The following is a 19,760-nucleotide window of genomic DNA, read 5'->3' as shown; positions in this document are numbered from 1 at the left end:
ATGGTACGGTAATATCCCGTCCGGAAAATATACGCCGTTTCCGATGCGGGCACCATTCTCTCACAGCATAAGCAATAGACGTACCGCTGATCGTTCATCCGAACCAACTTCCTCTCCTTTGGTTATTAAAGTCAATACTGTATCATTACTAGAATTAAAAGTTACGTTTTGTATCACTAACAGAAATCTACATCAATCACGATTTGATGTCAAGCAATTCTGATTGAAAAGCAAAAAGCCGCTATGGACAGCAGCTCCATAACGGTATTCGGCTCTAAAACTTCTATTGTAAATGCTCTTTGATCAGATTATGAATACGGCTTCGTTCTTTATCGCTGACCAGATAATACCAGATTCCATTGATTCTTTCTCCCTGGCCGCTGATCTCAACCTGATCGATCTGTTTCAAATCCGTGCGGTAATCCGTCAAGAAAGTCTTCATATCATCAAAAGTGATATCCGTCTTGACGCTGTCACCCACTTCGGCGAGGAGCGACTCAATTTTGACCACATTCGTAATTTTGAGCGAATTTTTGATCACCTGCTTCAAAATTTGCCGTTGCCTCGTATTTCTGCCCATATCGCCGCGCGGATCGTCATAACGCATCCGTGAGTAGAGCAGCGCTTCCTCTCCATCCAATTGCAGGTCGCCCTTCTCAAACTGATGTCCCTCATAATAGAAGGCAAAGGGATTGTTGACCTCAACGCCCCCCATGGAATCAATCAAATGAGCAAAGCCTTCCATATTCACTTTAATATAGTAATTTACAGGATAATCCAGAAAATGCTCAACGGTTTTGACTGACATGTTCACTCCGCCAAACGCGTATGCGTGATTGATCTTATCCACCGTGCCGTGTCCGATAATCTCCGTTCGTGTATCCCTCGGAATGTTAAACATGAGAATGCTTTGCTTCGCGGGATTGACGGTCATGAAGATCATCACATCCGAGCGCCCTCTGTCATGTTCCCGTTCATCCACACCTAGGACAAGCACCGTGAAGGGCTTTTTCTCCTCGAGATTAATGGGCTGCGCCGTTGCCTGGGCTGAGCTGGGCTGCTCAGTAACGCCCGCACCTGCGGCTGAAGTACTCGGAGTGGATTTCCCCTCCATACTGACCGGTTTCGGCTGAACCGTAGCATCTCTTTTCTCGTAGATCTGGTGGGCTGTCGTTTTGACGGATTGATAAATATATGCCGCATATCCGGCCACGCCCAGCAAGATGACGATAAATACTGAAGTGAGGATTACAACCCATTTTCGCATGGATTAGACCATCCACCTTTCTGATTACACCCTCGCTGACAGGGAGCGGCAAAGCTTTACGAATCAGTAAGCATTATCCTCTCCGAAAAACACTTTCACGGTCTTGAATAAAATCACCATATCCTTGAAAAAGGATTGATTGCGTATGTATTCGAGATCGAGCTCCACCATTTCCTGAAATCCCACGTGGTTTCTGCCGCTGATCTGCCACAACCCTGTACAGCCGGGCACGACCAGAAGCCTCATCATGTCATAGGAAGTATAGTCATCCACTTCCCGCGGCAGCGGTGGCCTCGGACCAACCAGACTCATATCCCCTTTGAGCACATTAAACAGCTGAGGGAGCTCATCCAGACTCGTTTTACGGATAAAACGACCCACGCGGGTAATTCTGGGGTCATTTTTCATTTTAAACATGGCTCCGCTGACCTCGTTCTGTTCCATCAGCTTCCCCAGCATTTTCTCTGCATCACGAACCATGGAGCGGAATTTGTACATTTTAAATGTCTTTCCGTTCTTTCCTACCCGGGTCTGGGCAAAAATAACCGCACCTTTGGGATCCTCAGCTTTAATCAGGAGCGAGATTAGGAGCAGCAGCGGAGACAACAAAATAAGCCCAAGAAGAGAGAGACATATATCCTGGATTCGTTTATTGATCCGGAACAAATTGCGGTTTTTCGTTTCAAACAGCGGTATTGATTCAAGCTGACGGCCGGATTCCATTGTATTTTTTAACGGATTTATACTATTCATAGGTAACCCGCTTATAAAAAATCAAACTGCTCAAGATCCATCCCTCGCTTAACAGATTGGGTTTTGCGGTTTCAGTGGCTATTTTGTAAAACCTTCGGCAAAAGCACTATGCAGCCCTTTGATAAATATAGTAAAATGTCTTTATTCCTAGCCAAAATGATTAAGTAAAAATATCAAAGATTTGACCGCTACCTTTGTCATTCATGAGATCCATATGAAAATCATACTTGTGATCGTCGATTCTGCCGCCCATGAGGGTGTGGGTGATTTTTTTTGCTATATTCACCTCCCCAGGCTCAAGCAGGACGCCATACTGTATAGCCTCCGTCAGGCTGTTTTCTTTCCAAAGCAGCTTGCCGTAAGTCCGGCATAAGAGCTCTCCTTGACACTCGATGTCAAAGCACAGCCGGATCTCAGGCAAAAGTGGGAAGTTCAAATCGCTGATGAAGACGAGCATTTGGGATTCAAGATCCCATAAGACAACCGGACGGGAACGGTTTAAAAAAATAGCATTTTCACCGATTTGATGAATGGATATGTACGTTTGAAGAGGTTTTCCGTATGCCGTCAACATATTCATGGGTTCAACCCTGCCTTATGGTATAAAAGTAAGGATATTGACTACACTGCTTATTGATACATATTGTTTCTATAAAGATACAAATAGTATCATTTACATTTTTTACTTTACGATACAAATTGTAACTAGTCAATTCTTTTTTTAGGACTTAAACGGTGAGTTCGATACAATTTGTTACTTGAATAAGAAAATCATGCAGGTAATCGGAGGAGATTAATTCATGAATCATGATAATCGCATCGCAGAACTGCGGGATCAACGAGGATGGACTCAAGAAGAATTAGCCCAATCACTCGGTATCACAAGAGCCGCACTCTCCCACTATGAAAAGAACCGCCGCAAACCTGATTTTGAAATTCTCACCAAGCTTGCCGATAAATTCGAAGTTTCCATAGACTATCTGATTGGTCGTACGGCGCAGCCTAAGCAGGTTATGGATCAGGGAGTTCGCGATTTTGTAGATCAATTGGAACTATCAGACGAAGATTTGCTGAAGAGGTTCAATTTAACGGTAGACGGACGAAGTCTTACAGAAGAAGAAGCGAGACGGTTTATTGCTTTTGTACGTATGGAGCGCTCCATGAAATAAACAGAAAAAAACCTCAGTGGCATAGAGCTGCTGAGGTCTTTTTAGATTATGGTGACGGTTTTAGTATATTTTATCGATCCTGTTGTTCCACGTAGTTATGCCAGCTTTCAGGGTGTATCCCGCATTGCTCCAGCACCTTCAGGATATCTAATTGCATTTGTGCTGGATTGTCGTTATTGGTCCGTGCTTCGGCTCCAAATTCCTTCTCATCTCTCATCGAAGATACCCTCGCTCCACTCATCGATTTTCATAAAAATAAAGTCTATCGATGTACTCTCATAGAAGAAAGACGTCTTTAGGGATAGTTATTCTTGCGATATCAGGATGCGTTTCGTGAAGTTTATACGTTCTGATATCTTAAAAATAGGATCAAATGACTGCCCGATTGTCTGAATTCATCCGCCAACAGTCTTGAAGTGCTAGGTCCTTTTTATTATATCCCAGGTATTATCACGATACTGTCGTCTGATGGAAAGTTTGTCTTCGAAATCCGGTTCTATTTTTGTCGAAAAAAATGGGCCTGCGATTTCAATCTCCATTCGGAGCCAAAATTACAGACCCATTTCGGTCAATTTTGCACGTTCATGTAAAACTTATGACTTATTGACTCCCGGTTCTCGCTAGCTCACGCATATTAGCTTCAAAAGCCGCCAGCAGCGCCGCTTCCCCGGTCAATCCTTTCTCCTGAACCTTGCGAATATGCTGTGTCATCCGTTTGTAATCCTTCGGAATAACCCTTACGAACTGCTCCAGGCTTTGCCCCCAGTTCTCCAGAACCTTGTGGCCCATGGCGCTTCCGGTATAGGACACATGCTTCTGGATCAGATCCTTCAGCTCTTCCGCCTCTTCGGCTTCCTCCACCCGCTCGAGCAATACCATTTCCAGGTTGCAGCGCTGAATAAAGGTGTTCTCAGGATCATATACATAGGCGATACCGCCGGACATACCGGCTGCAAAGTTCCGTCCTGTGCCGCCCAGTACAACCACGCGTCCGCCTGTCATATATTCACAGCCATGATCACCTACGCCTTCTACAACGACCGCAGCGCCGGAGTTACGGACAGCAAAGCGTTCGCCGGCAATACCATTAATGTAGGCTTCACCGCTGGTTGCACCGTAAAATGCGGTGTTGCCGATAATGATATTCTCCTCCGCCTTGAAGGTCGATTTGTCCGAAGGCTTCACGATCAGCTTACCGCCGGAAAGACCCTTGCCTGTATAGTCGTTGGCATCACCTACAACCGTCAGCGTCATGCCCTTTGGAACAAAAGCCCCGAAGCTCTGGCCTGCAGTGCCTGTAAACGTGATGGAAATCGTATCCTCTGGAAGTCCAGCTGCTCCGAATTTCCGCGTGACTTCACTGCCCAGGATGGTGCCGACAGCGCGGTCCACGTTGGTAATCGGGAGTGTGCCCTGCACGGCTGCGCCCCTCTCAAGAGCAGGAGCACCCATGTCAAGCAGATAACGCATATCCAGCGTTTCTTCCAGACCATGATTTTGCGTCTTGCTGTTGAAGCGTGTACTTCCTTCCGGCATTTCCGGTGTGTGCAGCAGCGCGGACAAGTCAATCCCCTGCTTCTTCCAATGTTCATTAACAACTTCGGCATCCAGGCAGTCTGTACGTCCAATCATTTCCTGAATGGTGCGGAATCCAAGCTCAGCCATCAACTCGCGCAGGTCCTCTGCCACGAATTTCATAAAGTTTACGACATGCGCCGGATCACCCATAAAATGCTTGCGCAGCTCCGGATTCTGCGTCGCCACGCCAACTGGACAGGTATCCATTTGGCAGACGCGCATCATGATGCATCCAAGTGCGATCAGCGGCGCTGTGGAGAAGCCGTATTCTTCGGCACCCAGCAGTGCTGCCACGGCCAGGTCTCGGCCGTTCAGCATTTTACCGTCCGTTTCGAGTACGACACGATCACGCAGATTGTTCAGGATCAGCGTCTGATGCGTTTCGGCCAGACCCAGCTCCCACGGCATGCCCGCATGACGGATAGAGCTTTGAGGGGATGCGCCCGTGCCTCCGTCATAACCGCTCACCAGAATGATGTCGGCTCTGCCTTTGGCCACGCCGGCAGCGATCGTACCGACGCCGACTTCAGATACCAGCTTCACGTTAATATTGGCACGAGGATTGGCATTCTTCAGATCATAGATCAGCTCCGCCAAATCCTCGATCGAGTAAATGTCATGATGCGGAGGAGGTGAAATCAGACCTACCCCCGGAGTAGAGCCGCGGACCTCGGCAACCCATGGATACACCTTGCGGCCAGGAAGCTGTCCACCTTCACCCGGCTTGGCGCCTTGGGCCATCTTGATCTGAATTTCATCGGCATTGACCAGGTAGTTCGACGTGACGCCAAACCGGCCTGATGCCACCTGCTTGATCGCACTGCGGCGGGAGTCGCCATTCGCATCCGGAATGTAGCGAGCAGGATCCTCGCCGCCTTCGCCGGTGTTGCTCTTGCCGCCGATGCGGTTCATCGCGATCGCCAAGCTTTCATGCGCTTCCTTGCTGATGGAGCCAAACGACATGGCTCCTGTTTTGAAGCGGCGCATGATGGACTCGATCGGTTCAACCTCTTCCAGCGGTACTGCAGGTCCAACCGGTTTCAGCTTCAGCAAGGAACGGATCGTCATCTTCTGCTCATTTTCGCCTTGCACCAGCTTGGCATATTTTTTATACACCTTATAATCGCCGGTTCGAACAGCCTGCTGCAGCAGATGGATCGTTTGCGGGTTAAAGAGATGCTCTTCCCCGTCTTTACGCCATTGGTATTCGCCGCCGGAATCCAGCACCATGTCGCTTCCGTCCTTGTCCGTAAAAGCACGGTTATGATGGGCCAGCGCCTCGGCTGCAACCTCTTCCAGCCCGATGCCTGCGATGCGGGTAGGCGTATTGGTAAAGTACTTCTCTACGAATTCCTCTTTCAGGCCGACCGCTTCGAAAATCTGTGCTCCACGGTAGGATTGAATCGTGGAAATCCCCATTTTGGAGAGGATTTTAACCACGCTCTTTGTCGAAGCCTTGATATAATTTTTGACCGCTTTCTCATGCGTTACGCCGCGCAGCAGTCCCTGGCGGATCATGTCGTCCAGCGTTTCAAACGCCAGGTACGGATTGACCGCGCTGACGCCGTAGCCGAGCAGCAGCGCATAATGATGCACTTCACGCGGTTCGCCGGACTCGAGCAGAATGCTCACCTTTGTACGCGTGCCCTGACGGATCAAGTGATGATGCAGGCAGGATACAGCCAGAAGCGCCGGAATTGCCGCATTCTCACGATCAACGCCGCGGTCGGACAGGATCAGAATGTTATGGCCTTTGCCGATGACGCGGTCGGCAGCAATGCAAAGTCCGTCCAGCGCCTGACGCAGTCCTTCCACTCCATCTGCTGCCGTAAAGAAGATCGGGATCGTCATCGACTTGAAGCCCGGACGGTGCACATGGCGGATTTTCGCAAAATCCTCATTGGAAAGGATCGGCGTATCCAAACGAATCTGACGGCAGCTTTCCGGCTCAGGATGCAGCAGATTGCGCTCCGGTCCGATCGTTGTTGCCGTCGAAGTAATGATCTCTTCGCGGATCGCGTCGATCGGCGGGTTCGTCACCTGCGCGAACATTTGCTTAAAGTAGTTGTACAGCCGCTGCGGCTTATCAGACAATACGGCCAGCGGAGCATCGTAGCCCATCGAAGCGAGAGCTTCCATGCCGGTCGAAGCCATCGGCTCTAGCACCTTGCGCAGCTCCTCGAACGTATAGCCGAAGGCCAGCTGCAGCTGTGTAACGTTATCATGCTTCGGATCCGGAAGCTCCGGCGCATCCGGCAGCTCTTCCAGATTGATCAGATGTTCGTCGAGCCAATTACGGTAAGGCTGCTCGGAAGAAATCTGCGCTTTGACTTCCTCATCGGAAATAATGCGCCCTTCCTTAGTATCAACAAGCAGCATTCTGCCTGGACGCAGGCGGTCCTTGTAAAGCACGTTTTCAGGTAGAATGTCGAGGACGCCTGCTTCGGAAGACAATACGATTAAGTCGTCTTTCGTTACATAATAACGGGAAGGTCTCAGACCGTTGCGGTCAAGAATCGCCCCGATCTGCACGCCGTCCGTAAATGCCATCGCGGCAGGGCCATCCCAAGGCTCCATTAGCGAACTGTGGTATTCATAAAATGCTTTTTTCGTTTCGCTCATACCCGCGTCGTTGTTCCAAGGCTCAGGCACCATCATCATGGCCACATGCGGCAAGGAACGTCCGCTGAGATAGAGGAATTCGAACGTATTGTCAAACATCGCGGTATCCGAACCATCCGGATTGATCACCGGCTTCACTTTGTCCAAATCGCTGCCGAAAACTTCACTTTTGAACAGGGATTGGCGAGCATGCATCCAGTTCACGTTGCCGCGCAGCGTATTGATCTCGCCGTTGTGGATCATGAAACGGTATGGATGCGCACGCTCCCAGCTCGGGAAAGTATTCGTACTAAAACGGGAGTGAACCAGTGCAATTGCGGTCTCAACCGTCTTGTTCTGCAGGTCAAGGTAGAACTGTCCCACCTGTACGGTGGTCAGCATGCCTTTATATACGATTTTCCGGCAGGATAGACTGGAAATATAGAAGGTTTCTCCTTCCGGCGTTCCGCCGTAGCGGATCGCCAGTTCAGCGCGTCTGCGGATAATGTACAGCTTGCGTTCAAAATCCAGGTCTTCCATCAGATCGCTGCTGCGTCCGATAAATACTTGGCGCACATACGGCTTAGCTTCCTTCGCCGATTTTCCCAGCATTTCATCATAGGTAGGCACGTCGCGGAAACCCAGAAAAGACTGCCCTTCTTCCTTAATAATCTGAATCAGCCGGCTCTCATGAGCCTCACGAACGGCCTCATCATGGGAAAGAAACAGCATGCCGACACCATATTGGCCTGCTTCTGGAAGTTCAAAACCTTGTATTTGCGCCTCTTCGGCAAAGAAACGGTGGGGAATTTGCAGCATAATACCGGCTCCGTCACCGGAATTAGGCTCACTGCCCTGACCGCCGCGATGCTCCATATTTTCCAGCATCGTCAGCGCCTGGCTAACAATTTCATGGGAAGCCCGGCCCTTGATATGAGCAACAAACCCCATGCCACAAGCATCTTTTTCAAACTGCGGATCATAAAGTCCCTGTTTAGGGGGAAGTACCGTATGTCTCATGGAAAGCAACCTTTCTATCTTCAGAATGAATAATGACTTAAATCCGGGTACAGCAAACATAACCATAGTTGAGACGACATTGGCTGCAAGAACAAAACAGTGACTATTAACTGGGGAATGGGGTAAACATACAACCGCGGACAACCTTGTTGCTATGGGGAAAGGTTATTCATTTCTAACTTTGATATTTATTCAGCAAGAATTGGTTTTTTTATTTTAACACTGCCCTCTAACCTGCGCAATTTAAAGTTTTTATGATCCCGATAAACAATGGTTTGCACTACTGCATTAAATCGTTTTTAGATTAAATAATACTTATAGTGAATAATTATTCATTTTTGCACACATTCGCATTTAGAATATTCCTGCATTTTCTAATTTTTTGTTTGATTTGCTGATTATCAAAAAAATAAACCTCTGTACCTGCCCAAATAAAAACCCAACATACAATGCTTAAGACTCCTGCAATATAGGCATGAGTAGTTGAATACTTCAAGAATATCACCCCAACAATAATACCAAGCACAAACAAAACAATAGACTTTTTGACATTTCTAGCATATGTATATTCCTCTTCGTTCAAGATGTCAGAAAAAGTGTTAAATGTGGCAGCCTGTAATGACTTTTCGTCAAAATCATTCTGACCTAAATAAAATATTTCTACTTCTTTTCTTCTTCCACTGTGTAGCTTTGCCAAAATAAAATCTTCAAGATCAGAGCTTAGGTGAACATCTTCTAAGCTATAGTATCTTGAAAACGGAGTATCTGTTTCATCTAAATAGATATTTATACTTAATTCGTCTCTCATATTAACCATCCTCTAACTCCAATGTACTTGCTTAGAAGTCAACCTTTTATCAGTATGGTCAAGATAGCAACAATTCTTACGAAAACAACAATATTAATCCGCCATACTAAAAAGGGTTACCCCATAGCCAAGATGGCTTGGGATAACCCTTCTAACCTTTGATCCGTTATGCGGATAAGGAAGGCGATTCCTGCTGTTGCTCGAGAATGCCCTTGTGCGATTTCATCAGGAAGTACGTCAGCGTCAGAGCCAGGAATACGATGCCCACGGCGCCGAGTACGGCAGCCTGATTCCACATCAGCGAGAAATCACCGGTGGATATGACTGATTTGAAGCCGACGACGCTGTATGTCATTGGCAGGAGCGGATTCAGGATCTTCATCCAGTCTGGAATCATCTCCAGCGGGAACGTACCTGCACTGGTTGTCAATTGGAAGATCAGAAGTACGATGACAACGAAGCGTCCAGGCTGATCCAGCCAAGTGACAAACGCCTGAACCATGAACGTAAAGGACAAGCTTGTAATGAACGTAAAGACATAGAATAGCGGTACGTTCTGCACTTCAAGCTTCAATCCGTACAACATAACGAGAGCAGCCAGCAAGGATTGCAGCACGCTCATCAGTACGAAAGACAAGGTCCGGCTGATAAACCGGTTGTAGCCTGATGCTCCGAGAACGGAGGTATCTCTCATCGGAAGGACGATCGTAGAAATCAGTGCGCCTACGAACAATCCCAGGGACAGGAAATATGGCGCAAATCCTGTTCCGTAGTTAGGAACCTTAGAGATCTTGTTCTCCTGGATTTTTACTGGTTCGGCGAACATTTTGAAGTTATCGTCTCCGACTTTGACTTCGCCGCTTTTTTCTGCTGCTTCATTGAGTTTCGATGCAAGCTCCGTAGAACCATCCTTCAGCTGGCCAAGCCCTTCGCTCAGTTGTCCAGCTCCATTATCCAGTTGTTTGGAACCATCGGCAATCGCTGTGACGCCGCTGCCCAGCTGACTCATGCCGCCTTGCAGCTTGCCAGATCCATCGGCAAGTTGTCCAGCGCCACTTGCGAGCTGCTGACTGCCGTTAGCCGCTTCGGCCAGCTTCGTGCCGAACAGCTTCATGCCATCTTCCAGCTTGGACTGACCTGCTTCAAGTTTTGTTGCCCCTTGAAGCAGCTGCTGCTGGCCTTGATGCAGCTGATCCACGCCAGCCGTCAGTTGCTCTGCGCCTTGGCTGAGCTGCGTCGCTCCGCCGGAGAGCTGCTGCAGTCCAGCATGGAGACTGGATGCACCGCCCGAAAGCTGCTGCTGCGACTTATTCAGCTGTGCAGCTCCTTCACTAAGCTGCTGCTGGCCTTGATGCAGCTGCTCACTGCCTTTGGCTACCGCCTGGCTGGCTGCAATGAGCTTTTGCACGGCCGGATTTTGAGCAAGCTCAGGATTCGCTTGTGCGAGCTGCTGCAGGCCCTGCGCTACGCTTTGAGCACCGGATGCGACCTGCTCTCCTCCCGCTTCAGCGGCTTTCAAGCTTTCAGCCAGCTTCGAGCTGCCGGCTTCGGATTGCTTCAGGCCTTCCTGCAGCTTGCCGCTGCCGTCCAGCGTTGAGGCGAGACCCGCCTCTAATTTCCCGCTGCCGTCCACGGCTGTTTGCAGCCCCGCCTGCAGTTTGGCGCTGCCAGCTTCAGATGCGGCCAGTCCGTCCTTTAATTGTGTGGAGCCTTGATGCGAAGAGACAACGCCGTCTTCGAGCTGCTTATGCGCGGAACTCAGTTGATTCAAGCCCCCTGCAAGTGTCTGGGAACCTTCCTTCAGACTCACGGCACCTTTTTGCAGGTCCCCCGCTCCGCTCGAAAGCGGCTGAATTCCTTCCTCAAGCTTCACCGTACCAGCTACCATTTTGCTCAAGTTCTCCTTCAGCTTGGCAGCACCTTCATCCAGCTGCCCGGCTCCATCCGAAATGTCGGATGCGCCGTTTCCCGCTTCACCCAAGCCGCTGGATACCGTTTTGATCTCATCAAACATGACTTTGGAATAGGATTCGGTTACCTTCTCCGATACCTGTGATTTGATTTCTTTTATGGCTGAACCGCCGATTTGGGAAGCCAGAAAGTTATAGCCTTCATTCGGCTCAAAAATAATCTCGGAAGGCTGCGGATGCTCATCCAGCACGGTTGCGGATTTAGAGGAGAAATCTTCCGGGATCACAATGGTCATGTAATACTTGTTATCTGCCATCCCTTTCTCCGCTTCCTCGCGACTCACAAACTTCCAATCAAAATCATCGCTTTTCTTCAATTCATCAACGAGATCTTGGCCGATCTTCAGCGACTGGCCACCGTATTCTGCACCGGTATCCTTATTGACAACCGCCACAGGCAATTGATCCATTTTAGCATAAGGATCCCAGAAGGCTGTCAGAAATAACCCGGCATACATGACCGGAATACAGATCACGGCCACCATGGAAATGAGCAGCTTCCGGTTGCGGACAGTCGCAGCCATGTCTTTGACAAATACAGATAATGACCTCATGAGTGTTTCTCTCCTTCATTTTTTTAAAATCGATTTCTAGAACCAAATGACTATTTTGATCATTCGGTCATTTTAAGGCCGATAAAAACTTCCTTTTCCGGCCGTCTGTCATGGACTGCACGTACTTGGAAGCATGGTTTGCCCCTGCTATTCAGATGTTTATGCTGCTCCTTCAGGAACATTCGCGAGACCATCTGCCATAAACAATCGGATATAGTGATGAATTTCATCCTTGCTTAAAGGCTCCCGGATTTGATTGAAGTCGGAAGTCAAAGCAATATACAGCTTGAACAAGACAATGGCGACCACTTGTGGATCACATGGCTTGATCTCACCCTGATTTCGCGCATAGGCAATTTCCCTCTCTAAATTATCCAGGATGACACGCTCAAGCTTCGCGATCCCTTCTCTGGCCTTTGGCGTACCGACATCGCGGACTTCCTGGGACAGCTTGATGAGCAGTTCATGGTCGTCCCTGAATTCCAGCAAAGCATCCAGGACGCTGTAGAGATTCTCAAAAAAAGTATGCTCCCGCCTGATCTTGCTCTCGGCCAGTTCCTTCATCTCCAAAATGACACTGTACAAAATTTCGTCAAACAGCTCTTCCTTGTTGGTAAAGAAGGTGTAGATAGTCCCTTTGCCTACATTCGCGATTTTCGCTACCTGATCCATCGTCGTCGCCTTGTATCCAAACAGGGCAAATGACTGTGCTGCCGCATGAAGGATTTGCTCTCGACGATCTACTGCAGGCATATCCTTCCCCTCCTTTCCTTCATCATTGTTGAATTCTTGAATATTAGAATGACCAGATTCCCGATCTAGTCATATGGTCGATTCATACTTTATCACGTTCTTACTCCTCTGACAACCCCTCCCAGGCGATTTTTCAGAATATTTTCATTTATTTTCTTTCATGCGCCGTCAGGCAACTCTTCCTAAAAGACAGTCGTTTATGGATTTTTACCATTTCCTCCTGTAAGATAGAGGAAGGAAAAGTGGGTGAAAACATGCGGAAAAAGAGAGTGCTGCTGCTGTCCGAAGGATTCGGCACAGGCCATACGCAAGCAGCTTACGCACTAGCGACCGGGATGAAGAGGCTCGACCCTCATCTGCAGTGCCGCGTCATCGAGCTCGGTAAATTTTTAAATCCGACGATGGGACCTTTGATCCTGTCAGCATACCGCAAGACGGTCAGCAGCAGTCCCAAACTGGTCGGGATGCTCTACCGCAAGCAATATAATAAATCGCTCAACCGACTGACCAAGCTTGCTCTGCACCGGATTTTTTACACCCAGGCGGCTCAAGTCATTAAACAGCTTAAACCGGATCTGATCGTATGTACGCATCCTTTTCCCAATGCTGTGATCTCGCGTCTCAAAAGGCAGGGCATACATGTGCCGCTGGTTACGCTGATTACGGATTATGATGTCCATGCTACTTGGGTGAATAAGGAAGTTAATCAATATCTGGTGTCTTCACCTAAGGTCAAAGGCTTACTGCTTCGCCGAAATGTCCCGGCCTCTTCCATTCAAGTAACCGGAATCCCTGTTCACCCGAACTTCTGGGAAAGGACAGACAAGGAGCAGCTGATAAAGGAGCTAGGACTTAAACGCATGCCGACGATTCTGATCATGAGCGGTGGCTGGGGCGTTTCCTTCAACAAAGAGATGATCAAGTTGCTGATTTCCTGGGCCGATCAGATTCAGCTCATCTTCTGCACGGGCAGCAACGAAAAGATCCTTCAAAAGATGAAAAACAGCCCCCTGTTTGGTCATTCTAACATTCACCTGCTCGGATATACGAAGGAGATTCATAAGTGGATGGATGTGTCCGACCTGCTGATCACGAAGCCCGGAGGGATGACATGCACGGAAGGCCTGGCGAAAGGCATCCCAATGCTGTTTTTTGAAGTTCTTCCTGGGCAGGAAGAAGAGAACGGCCAATATTTCGTGGAGCTTGGGAGCGCGGAAATGATTCATTCCCCAGAGGTTCTGCACCGTTGGCATCATCGTCTGGTTCATGAATACGATCAAGTGGAACATAATAGGCTGAAATCTCTGGTTAGCACAGAGCCAGGCAGCGAGCCTTGTTACTGCGCACAGCAGGTGCTCGAATTGTTGCGGCAGGAAGACCTGCATACTTCATCACGGAACGGCAGGCTATAAACGGTAATACGCAAAAACAGCTCCTCCCTATACAGGAGGAAGCTGTTTTTTTGTTACATCAGTAAACCCTTTGCCTTTCACCTTATCCCCGTTCTCAAGCAAATAGCTGCTGTATAGAAATTGCTGCCTTACCGCCCATCTTGTCTCCCCGTTCATGGCACGCTGCAGTATATTCCGAAGGTAGGGGTCCTGCGAGCTGTCGTGAAGCCATGCATAAAAATCAGCAGTATCAAGCGTATCTTCAATGGCCGTTTTGAGCCCGGACACATAGTCCCTTGGCGGTTTCACCTTGCTGAACACCGGATAACAGGCGGTTAAATGATAATATAGGCGCGTCCAGACCACGAGCCGTTCCTTTTGCTTCGTTTCGACATATCTGCTGAAATGCATCTGGTGTTCCGGAGGTGCAAGAAACAGAAGGCGCTGTGCATATATCATGGAACGGTATTCTGCCTGAATGACATACTGCAGGTCTTGAACGGCGATCGAACCGCTTCCGTTATCCCGGTAGTTCACCCTTGCACCCGCCTTTCCTGTAGGCTAATCATTCCCCAGTATATGCCCAAGAAACGAGGGGGTGTTTGTCAGTTGCAAAGACAACTCTAGATTTCGAAACTTTCGCCCGACTTCAGCGGGTATCCCTTCATGCCTTCCTGACTCAGCCGTTCGCAGAAAAGAGATCCGTCCTGCTGAATGGCCGGGAATGTATTGTAGTGAATCGGCAGCACTTTTTCCGCACGCAGCCATTTGGCCGCCAGCAGCGCATCGTCCGGTCCCATGGTGAACGCGTCTCCGATCGGGAGTGCAGCCGCATCGATCTTGTTCATCTCACCGATCAGGCGCATGTCACCGAACAACCCCGTATCACCCGCATGGAAAAAGGTTTTGTTCCCCATTGTCAGCAAAATGCCTCCAGGTTCCCCTGCGTAAATCCAGGAGTCTCCAACCTGCACAGAAGAGCTGTGAAAAGCCAGCGTGTATTTCACCTTGAAGCCGTCAAAGGAGTGTCCGCCGCCAATGTTCATCCCAAAGGCTTGAACACCCTGGCTCCGGCAGTATTCCGCCAGTTCAAATACAGCAATAATCGGGCAATCATTCGCCTTGGCGATTTCGATACAGTCTCCAAAATGATCCGAATGACCATGCGTCAGCAGAACAGCGTCCACATGAATATCCTTGGGCGAGATTCCCGAAGCCGGATTTCCTGTCAGAAAAGGATCAATTATCACACTTCTGCCGCCAGCCTCTGCAAGCACGCAAGAATGGCCGTAATACGTAATTTTCATCAAAAGAGCCACCTCCTACAATAAATTACCCAAACCAGTTTGATTGAATAACGATCTATCCCTATCATAACCAATTGGTATTTATTTGTAAAAAGAATGATTACCGATCTGTTTCTCGAATGTACGCGTATGATGTACGGTCAGATCTTCCGCCAGCTTTAGAGACAAGAAATAATACGTATCATCCGTTACGGCCTTCTTGCCGTTCAAGGCTTCGTTGACAGCATGAATACAATCCTCGCTTGGCTTCACGCGGTCAAATCGTCCGTTAGCCACAGGACTGAACTGATGTTTTTGATAGATAACCTCTTTTATCGTATTGGGAAAATTGGCTGACCGCAGGCGGTTCAAGACAACATTCGCTACAGCAATTTTGCCTTGGTACGGTTCGCCTTCTGCTTCTGCCATGACAATTTTTTGCAGCAGGAGCACATCCTCAGCGGATACATTATACTGCCAGGTCGATTTCTCCTGTTCTGATGGACTTAGCAGTTTGGTCCGGCTGAAGAATAATTTTTTAGGGGGAGTAAGCTGAGGATTCAGCTCTTTCTGCTCCGAAACCTTCACTTTTGCAGCCTTCGGTTTTGCGTTCAGCTGCTTATCTTCCAGCTTCGCCTTTGCCTGTGGCGATTTAGCAGGAAGACTTTCAATAAAGATTGCTTCCGGTTTATTTTTCCACAAATTAATATTATTAGCGTTTTCAATGCCTAAGGGTAGCCTAAGCTGAGATGATTGCTGCGTATTCTGTATATTCTGCGCTTTGACAGCCGCGACTTGAGTCTTACCCAAAGGAATAGAATCAAAAGGATTCAGATTCGAGCTACTATTATACTGCAATTTACTAGCCTGTTCATTTTGAATAAGCAAACAAATCGCAGAGAAACACACCAGAAGAACTCCGATCAGCACAGCCATCCAGCGGTTTTGTCTTAGAGTGTACATATTTCTCCTCCTATATCCCGGCACATTCCCTTCTTATGTAACTGAAAATAAAGGTTTCGAAAACCCGAAAAACATTTTCAGTGACTTGCTGCATCCGCGAATACAAGAAAAAAGGAAAACATAGGTACTCTTGTTACAACACCAGCTTCGTGACGGCACAATTTTACGGTTCACAGGATACGGCTAAGGGAAATAGCTTATTGTTTTTGATGTGCAGGAATTTTTGAATATGACTAAAATAAAACCCGAAAAATATCAATCTACTAATATTCCACTACGCGGAAGGATTCTAGTATCTCATACATTGGCCGATCGTGCAAATGCGTGGAAAAAAGTGCAAATTCATTTACAGTCCAGAAGCTCTCTCCTTCTCCCTGTTTCAAAGACGCTGTTTGCGGAAGAACAGGCGGGAGTGAAGCTAGCTGAAATGGCTCATTTCCTGCGTATTTTCGGGCAATTGTGATATGCGGACGATAAGGACGGGACTCCTTCACAAATCCGAAATCCTCCATCGCATGAGTTACCGCTTCCTGCAGACGGATGAGCATATGATTGTGGTCAATTACTCCAGCCCAAAGCACCCTCGGAGAGCTCTCGGTACCAAAGACGCCCACCTCACCAAGTCCAAGAACAAATGGATTTAATTGGCTTGCTGTTTCCTGAAGCTTTTTCGAGATATCCGGTACAAGAGTAGGATTGACATCCCCCAAAAACTGGATGGTAATATGATAATCTTCCCTATGGGCCCATTTTTTAAAAGATAAAGTTGGCTGCTGTTCTTTTCTCCATTTCTCCAGCTTGGATTTTAATTCTCCCGATAATTTAACGGCGATAAACAATCGCAGCGGTTGCTCCAGACTTAATTGATTCATGTCGAAATTACCCCTTCCGGAAATTTTTCCTACTATATAATACCGTCATTTTATCATATCCCAAAAATCACTTTTCCCTTCAAAAAAAATCCTTAGTTCATTAGTCTCCATGTAAAGAAAAGGATGATCCGATTGCTGCGGTCACTCACGTTTCACTCCATGTTTGAATCTGGTATCCTAGAAAGTAATACATAGCGTACATAATCATAGAATGAGGAGGCAAAGCATGAAACAAATCGTATGTCTTCATTCCCTGACACCAGAACAAATTCATCAGATTGAGGAGGCTGCTCCTGGCTTTAAAGTGATTATCAAAAAAAAGAACGAGCTCGGCCCTGAACAGGTCAAAAATGCGGAAATCATCGTCGGATGGTCGAAAACAATTGCCGAGTATGTACTCCAGGAGGACAGCAACGTAAAGTGGGTGCAGACCTGGTCCGCCGGTGTAGATACCCTGCCTTTGGAACGTCTAAGGGATAAGGGGATACTGCTGACGAATTCCAGCGGTGTGCATGCCATCCCGATTTCGGAAAGCATTTTGGCCATGATGCTCTCCTTCTCGCGCCAGATGCATGTTGCCGTACGTCAACAGCTGAAAAAGAAGTGGCAGCCGAATCTGACGGCTCCCGGACTTCAAACACTGGGCGAAATAAACGGTAAAACACTGGTGATCGTTGGCGTAGGCGAAATCGGCAGGGAGACAGCCCGTCTAGCCAAAGCGTTTGGCATGAGGGTGATTGGCGTGAGACGGTCGGATAAGCCGGAGCCCCATGTGGATCAAATGTATACGATGGAGAGCTTACACGAAGCGCTTGGTCAAGGTGACTATATTGTCAACGTACTGCCGTTAACGGAGGAGACACATCATATGTTTAATGCCGCCGCGTGGAACGCAGCCAAAAAAGGCGCCTGCTTCATCAATGCCGGCCGTGGCCCAACGGTAGACACCTCCTCTCTTCTCGAAGCTTTGAACAGCGGCCACATCAGCGGGGCCGGACTCGACGTGTTTGAAGAAGAGCCGCTCCCGGCAGAACATCCACTGTGGGAGATGGAGCAGGTCATCATCACACCGCATGTTGCCGGAAGCACGGACCGTTACACCGAGCGCGTGGTTGATATTTTCACAGAGAATGTCAGGGCCTATGCCCAAGGGCAAAAGCCGCCGCACAACCTGGTTGATTACAAGCGTATGTACTAGAAAATTTAGCTCCAGTCTATCAAAAATACTCCCTAAAGCTGGCATTGGAAAACCCATAGGGTAAACCAATGATATTTTAGGGAGTTTATTTTTATAAGTACGAATGATAAAGAGCTATTCATACACCATAACCCAATATTTCTCTCCTGGGACGCCTTCTTCAACGACCTTCTTCCAACCATTCTTCTCGTAGAACTTCATAGCCTTATGATTTGCAGATACGCACTTCAACGTCAATGGTTTTTTCATTTTCAAGGTGGCAACATCAAGCAGCTTGCTGCCGACGCCTTTACCTGAGAATTCAGGATGAACAAATAGATTATGAATAAAATTATCTGACAAGTATAAAGAAGTAAATCCCAATATACGATGATCTTCCTCTGCCAAAATAATATACTCTTCGCTCGTATGCTTATCAAAGTCTGCTAAAGTCATTTCATTTTCGTCTTCCCATACGAAACTCTTACGGCGTGATTCAAGGTATATCTGTCTTAATTCAGGATAGTCTGATCTATTGGCAGCTCTAATCTGCAAATTTCCACACCCTCTTTCTTTTACAAAAGAGCCTCACACAGCCACACCTGCCGCACAAAGCTTCCTTTCCACACCTTGCATTCATCGATGATCCGGTAACCTGCTTCTTCAACACGTACCCGCACATCCTCTTCGGTGGTAACGATGACCGCACGCGGCGCCAGCCGGCGAAGGCTGGTCAGCATCTGCTTCTGTTCTTCTTCCGGAAGAACGGAGCATAGATTATAGGGCATATCCAATATCGCAGCATCAAAATGTCCCTCGAGTTCATTCATATCCCCCAGCGTCACCAGCTCTACAGGATAACCGTAATGCTTTAGATTGATTCTGGCTCCCCGGATCGCAAGCGGGTTGATATCGTTCCCCTGGATATGAATCCCCATGGATAATGCTTCAATCAAAACATTGCCCATTCCGCAGCATGGGTCTACCACCCGTACTCCTTCCGTTTCTGGCGCCATAATGTTAACCAGAGATCTAGCCGCCTTGGCGCTAAGTCCGGTGGAATAGTTTTGCGGCTTATGAATATGCGCGTGCCAGCTCCGCTCCGGAACATGGCAGACACCAAGCAGCCAGATCCCTTGTACAGAGATCAGCCCGAATGTAATGTCAGCCTTCTTCATGTCAGCCTTGCCGTGAATTCTGCTTCCGACCAACCGTTCAAATGCCCTTTGCTCATTATAGGTATAAGGGTCACCCGACTTGATATACGTAACTTTGAATGTGTTCCCGTTAATAATCTGTTGAACCGTGCCTGCCCGCTCCGCAATCCCCTCCGCCGAGCCACCGCTCACAAGGACATCCAGACGAAGGGACAGGAATGGGCTTCGGTCGGGATTTATTTTTCGATGGCTGAGCAGCAGGGACGCCGTTCTACATACGATCCCATCACCAAATAATGCCCGCATCTCCATACCGCAAAGCTCAGCTTCAGTCTCATGGCTCGCATACGTATAAAGGTACATGGGCTGATCCTTTGCCAAAGCCTGCTCTATCTGTTGTTTTATCGCCATAACATGTGACTGTTCCTTTCCAAAAATACC

The 19,760-nt window shown here is 48.1% G+C and carries 17 protein-coding genes; 3 read left to right on the top strand and 14 right to left on the bottom strand.

Annotated features, from left to right (window positions below):
- Positions 1-283 precede the first annotated feature (283 nt).
- From MUG84_RS22155 to MUG84_RS22145, 3 genes are all read right to left on the bottom strand, one after another.
- Positions 284-1,267, bottom strand: a complete 984-nt coding sequence (locus MUG84_RS22155; RefSeq protein WP_244729030.1) for an LCP family glycopolymer transferase — start codon at positions 1,265-1,267, stop codon at positions 284-286.
- 63 nt (positions 1,268-1,330) lie between these two features.
- On the bottom strand, positions 1,331-1,990 hold the full coding sequence (locus MUG84_RS22150) for a sugar transferase (protein ID WP_244729168.1): 660 nt from the start codon (positions 1,988-1,990) through the stop codon (positions 1,331-1,333).
- Between the two features lie 190 nt (positions 1,991-2,180).
- Positions 2,181-2,600 (bottom strand): hypothetical protein, encoded by a 420-nt coding sequence (locus MUG84_RS22145; RefSeq protein ID WP_244729028.1) that lies wholly within the window; start codon positions 2,598-2,600, stop codon positions 2,181-2,183.
- Positions 2,601-2,820: 220 nt separating this feature from the next.
- On the opposite strand from MUG84_RS22145, the gene MUG84_RS22140 reads away from it, so the two are divergent.
- Positions 2,821-3,189: a helix-turn-helix domain-containing protein gene (locus MUG84_RS22140; protein WP_244729025.1), complete on the top strand. Its 369-nt coding sequence runs from the start codon at positions 2,821-2,823 to the stop codon at positions 3,187-3,189.
- 70 nt (positions 3,190-3,259) lie between these two features.
- Here MUG84_RS22140 and MUG84_RS22135 read toward each other — a convergent pair whose 3' ends face one another.
- From MUG84_RS22135 to MUG84_RS22115, 5 genes are all read right to left on the bottom strand, one after another.
- On the bottom strand, positions 3,260-3,406 hold the full coding sequence (locus MUG84_RS22135; RefSeq protein ID WP_244729023.1) for a hypothetical protein: 147 nt from the start codon (positions 3,404-3,406) through the stop codon (positions 3,260-3,262).
- Positions 3,407-3,789: 383 nt separating this feature from the next.
- Positions 3,790-8,388, bottom strand: a complete 4,599-nt coding sequence (gltB, locus tag MUG84_RS22130) for a glutamate synthase large subunit (RefSeq protein ID WP_244729021.1) — start codon at positions 8,386-8,388, stop codon at positions 3,790-3,792.
- Between the two features lie 328 nt (positions 8,389-8,716).
- Positions 8,717-9,196 carry a hypothetical protein gene (locus MUG84_RS22125; RefSeq protein ID WP_244729019.1) on the bottom strand — a complete coding sequence of 160 codons (480 nt, stop codon included), beginning with the start codon at positions 9,194-9,196 and terminating at the stop codon, positions 8,717-8,719.
- A 166-nt stretch (positions 9,197-9,362) separates the two neighbouring features.
- A complete protein-coding gene (locus tag MUG84_RS22120) occupies positions 9,363-11,720 on the bottom strand; it encodes a YhgE/Pip domain-containing protein (RefSeq protein ID WP_244729017.1) in 2,358 nt (785 codons plus the stop codon).
- Between the two features lie 159 nt (positions 11,721-11,879).
- A complete protein-coding gene (locus MUG84_RS22115; RefSeq protein ID WP_244729015.1) occupies positions 11,880-12,473 on the bottom strand; it encodes a TetR/AcrR family transcriptional regulator in 594 nt (197 codons plus the stop codon).
- 254 nt (positions 12,474-12,727) lie between these two features.
- On the opposite strand from MUG84_RS22115, the gene MUG84_RS22110 reads away from it, so the two are divergent.
- The gene (locus tag MUG84_RS22110; RefSeq protein ID WP_244729012.1) at positions 12,728-13,885 is read left to right on the top strand and encodes an MGDG synthase family glycosyltransferase; all 1,158 of its coding nucleotides are present in this window, start codon (positions 12,728-12,730) and stop codon (positions 13,883-13,885) included.
- A gap of 27 nt (positions 13,886-13,912) precedes the next feature.
- Here the strand turns inward: MUG84_RS22110 and MUG84_RS22105 are convergent, their stop codons facing one another.
- The 4 genes from MUG84_RS22105 to thpR form a co-directional block, all read right to left on the bottom strand.
- Positions 13,913-14,401: a ferritin-like domain-containing protein gene (locus tag MUG84_RS22105; RefSeq protein WP_244729010.1), complete on the bottom strand. Its 489-nt coding sequence runs from the start codon at positions 14,399-14,401 to the stop codon at positions 13,913-13,915.
- Positions 14,402-14,487: 86 nt separating this feature from the next.
- Positions 14,488-15,171, bottom strand: a complete 684-nt coding sequence (locus tag MUG84_RS22100; protein ID WP_244729166.1) for a metal-dependent hydrolase — start codon at positions 15,169-15,171, stop codon at positions 14,488-14,490.
- Between the two features lie 81 nt (positions 15,172-15,252).
- The gene (locus tag MUG84_RS22095) at positions 15,253-16,113 is read right to left on the bottom strand and encodes a cell wall hydrolase (protein WP_244729008.1); all 861 of its coding nucleotides are present in this window, start codon (positions 16,111-16,113) and stop codon (positions 15,253-15,255) included.
- 263 nt (positions 16,114-16,376) lie between these two features.
- The gene (gene thpR / locus MUG84_RS22090; protein WP_244729006.1) at positions 16,377-16,985 is read right to left on the bottom strand and encodes an RNA 2',3'-cyclic phosphodiesterase; all 609 of its coding nucleotides are present in this window, start codon (positions 16,983-16,985) and stop codon (positions 16,377-16,379) included.
- A 226-nt stretch (positions 16,986-17,211) separates the two neighbouring features.
- On the opposite strand from thpR, the gene MUG84_RS22085 reads away from it, so the two are divergent.
- A complete protein-coding gene (locus MUG84_RS22085; protein ID WP_244729004.1) occupies positions 17,212-18,183 on the top strand; it encodes a D-2-hydroxyacid dehydrogenase in 972 nt (323 codons plus the stop codon).
- A gap of 114 nt (positions 18,184-18,297) precedes the next feature.
- Here the strand turns inward: MUG84_RS22085 and MUG84_RS22080 are convergent, their stop codons facing one another.
- Together MUG84_RS22080 and MUG84_RS22075 are read right to left on the bottom strand one after the other, a co-directional pair.
- The gene (locus MUG84_RS22080) at positions 18,298-18,717 is read right to left on the bottom strand and encodes a GNAT family N-acetyltransferase (protein ID WP_244729002.1); all 420 of its coding nucleotides are present in this window, start codon (positions 18,715-18,717) and stop codon (positions 18,298-18,300) included.
- Between the two features lie 20 nt (positions 18,718-18,737).
- A complete protein-coding gene (locus MUG84_RS22075) occupies positions 18,738-19,730 on the bottom strand; it encodes a TRM11 family SAM-dependent methyltransferase (protein WP_244729000.1) in 993 nt (330 codons plus the stop codon).
- Positions 19,731-19,760: the final 30 nt, after the last annotated feature.

It is taken from the genome of Paenibacillus mangrovi, from assembly GCF_022898935.1.
Taxonomy (GTDB): Bacteria; Bacillota; Bacilli; order Paenibacillales; family Paenibacillaceae; genus Paenibacillus_AQ; species Paenibacillus_AQ mangrovi.
This window is presented reverse-complemented; position numbering and strand designations above follow the sequence as displayed.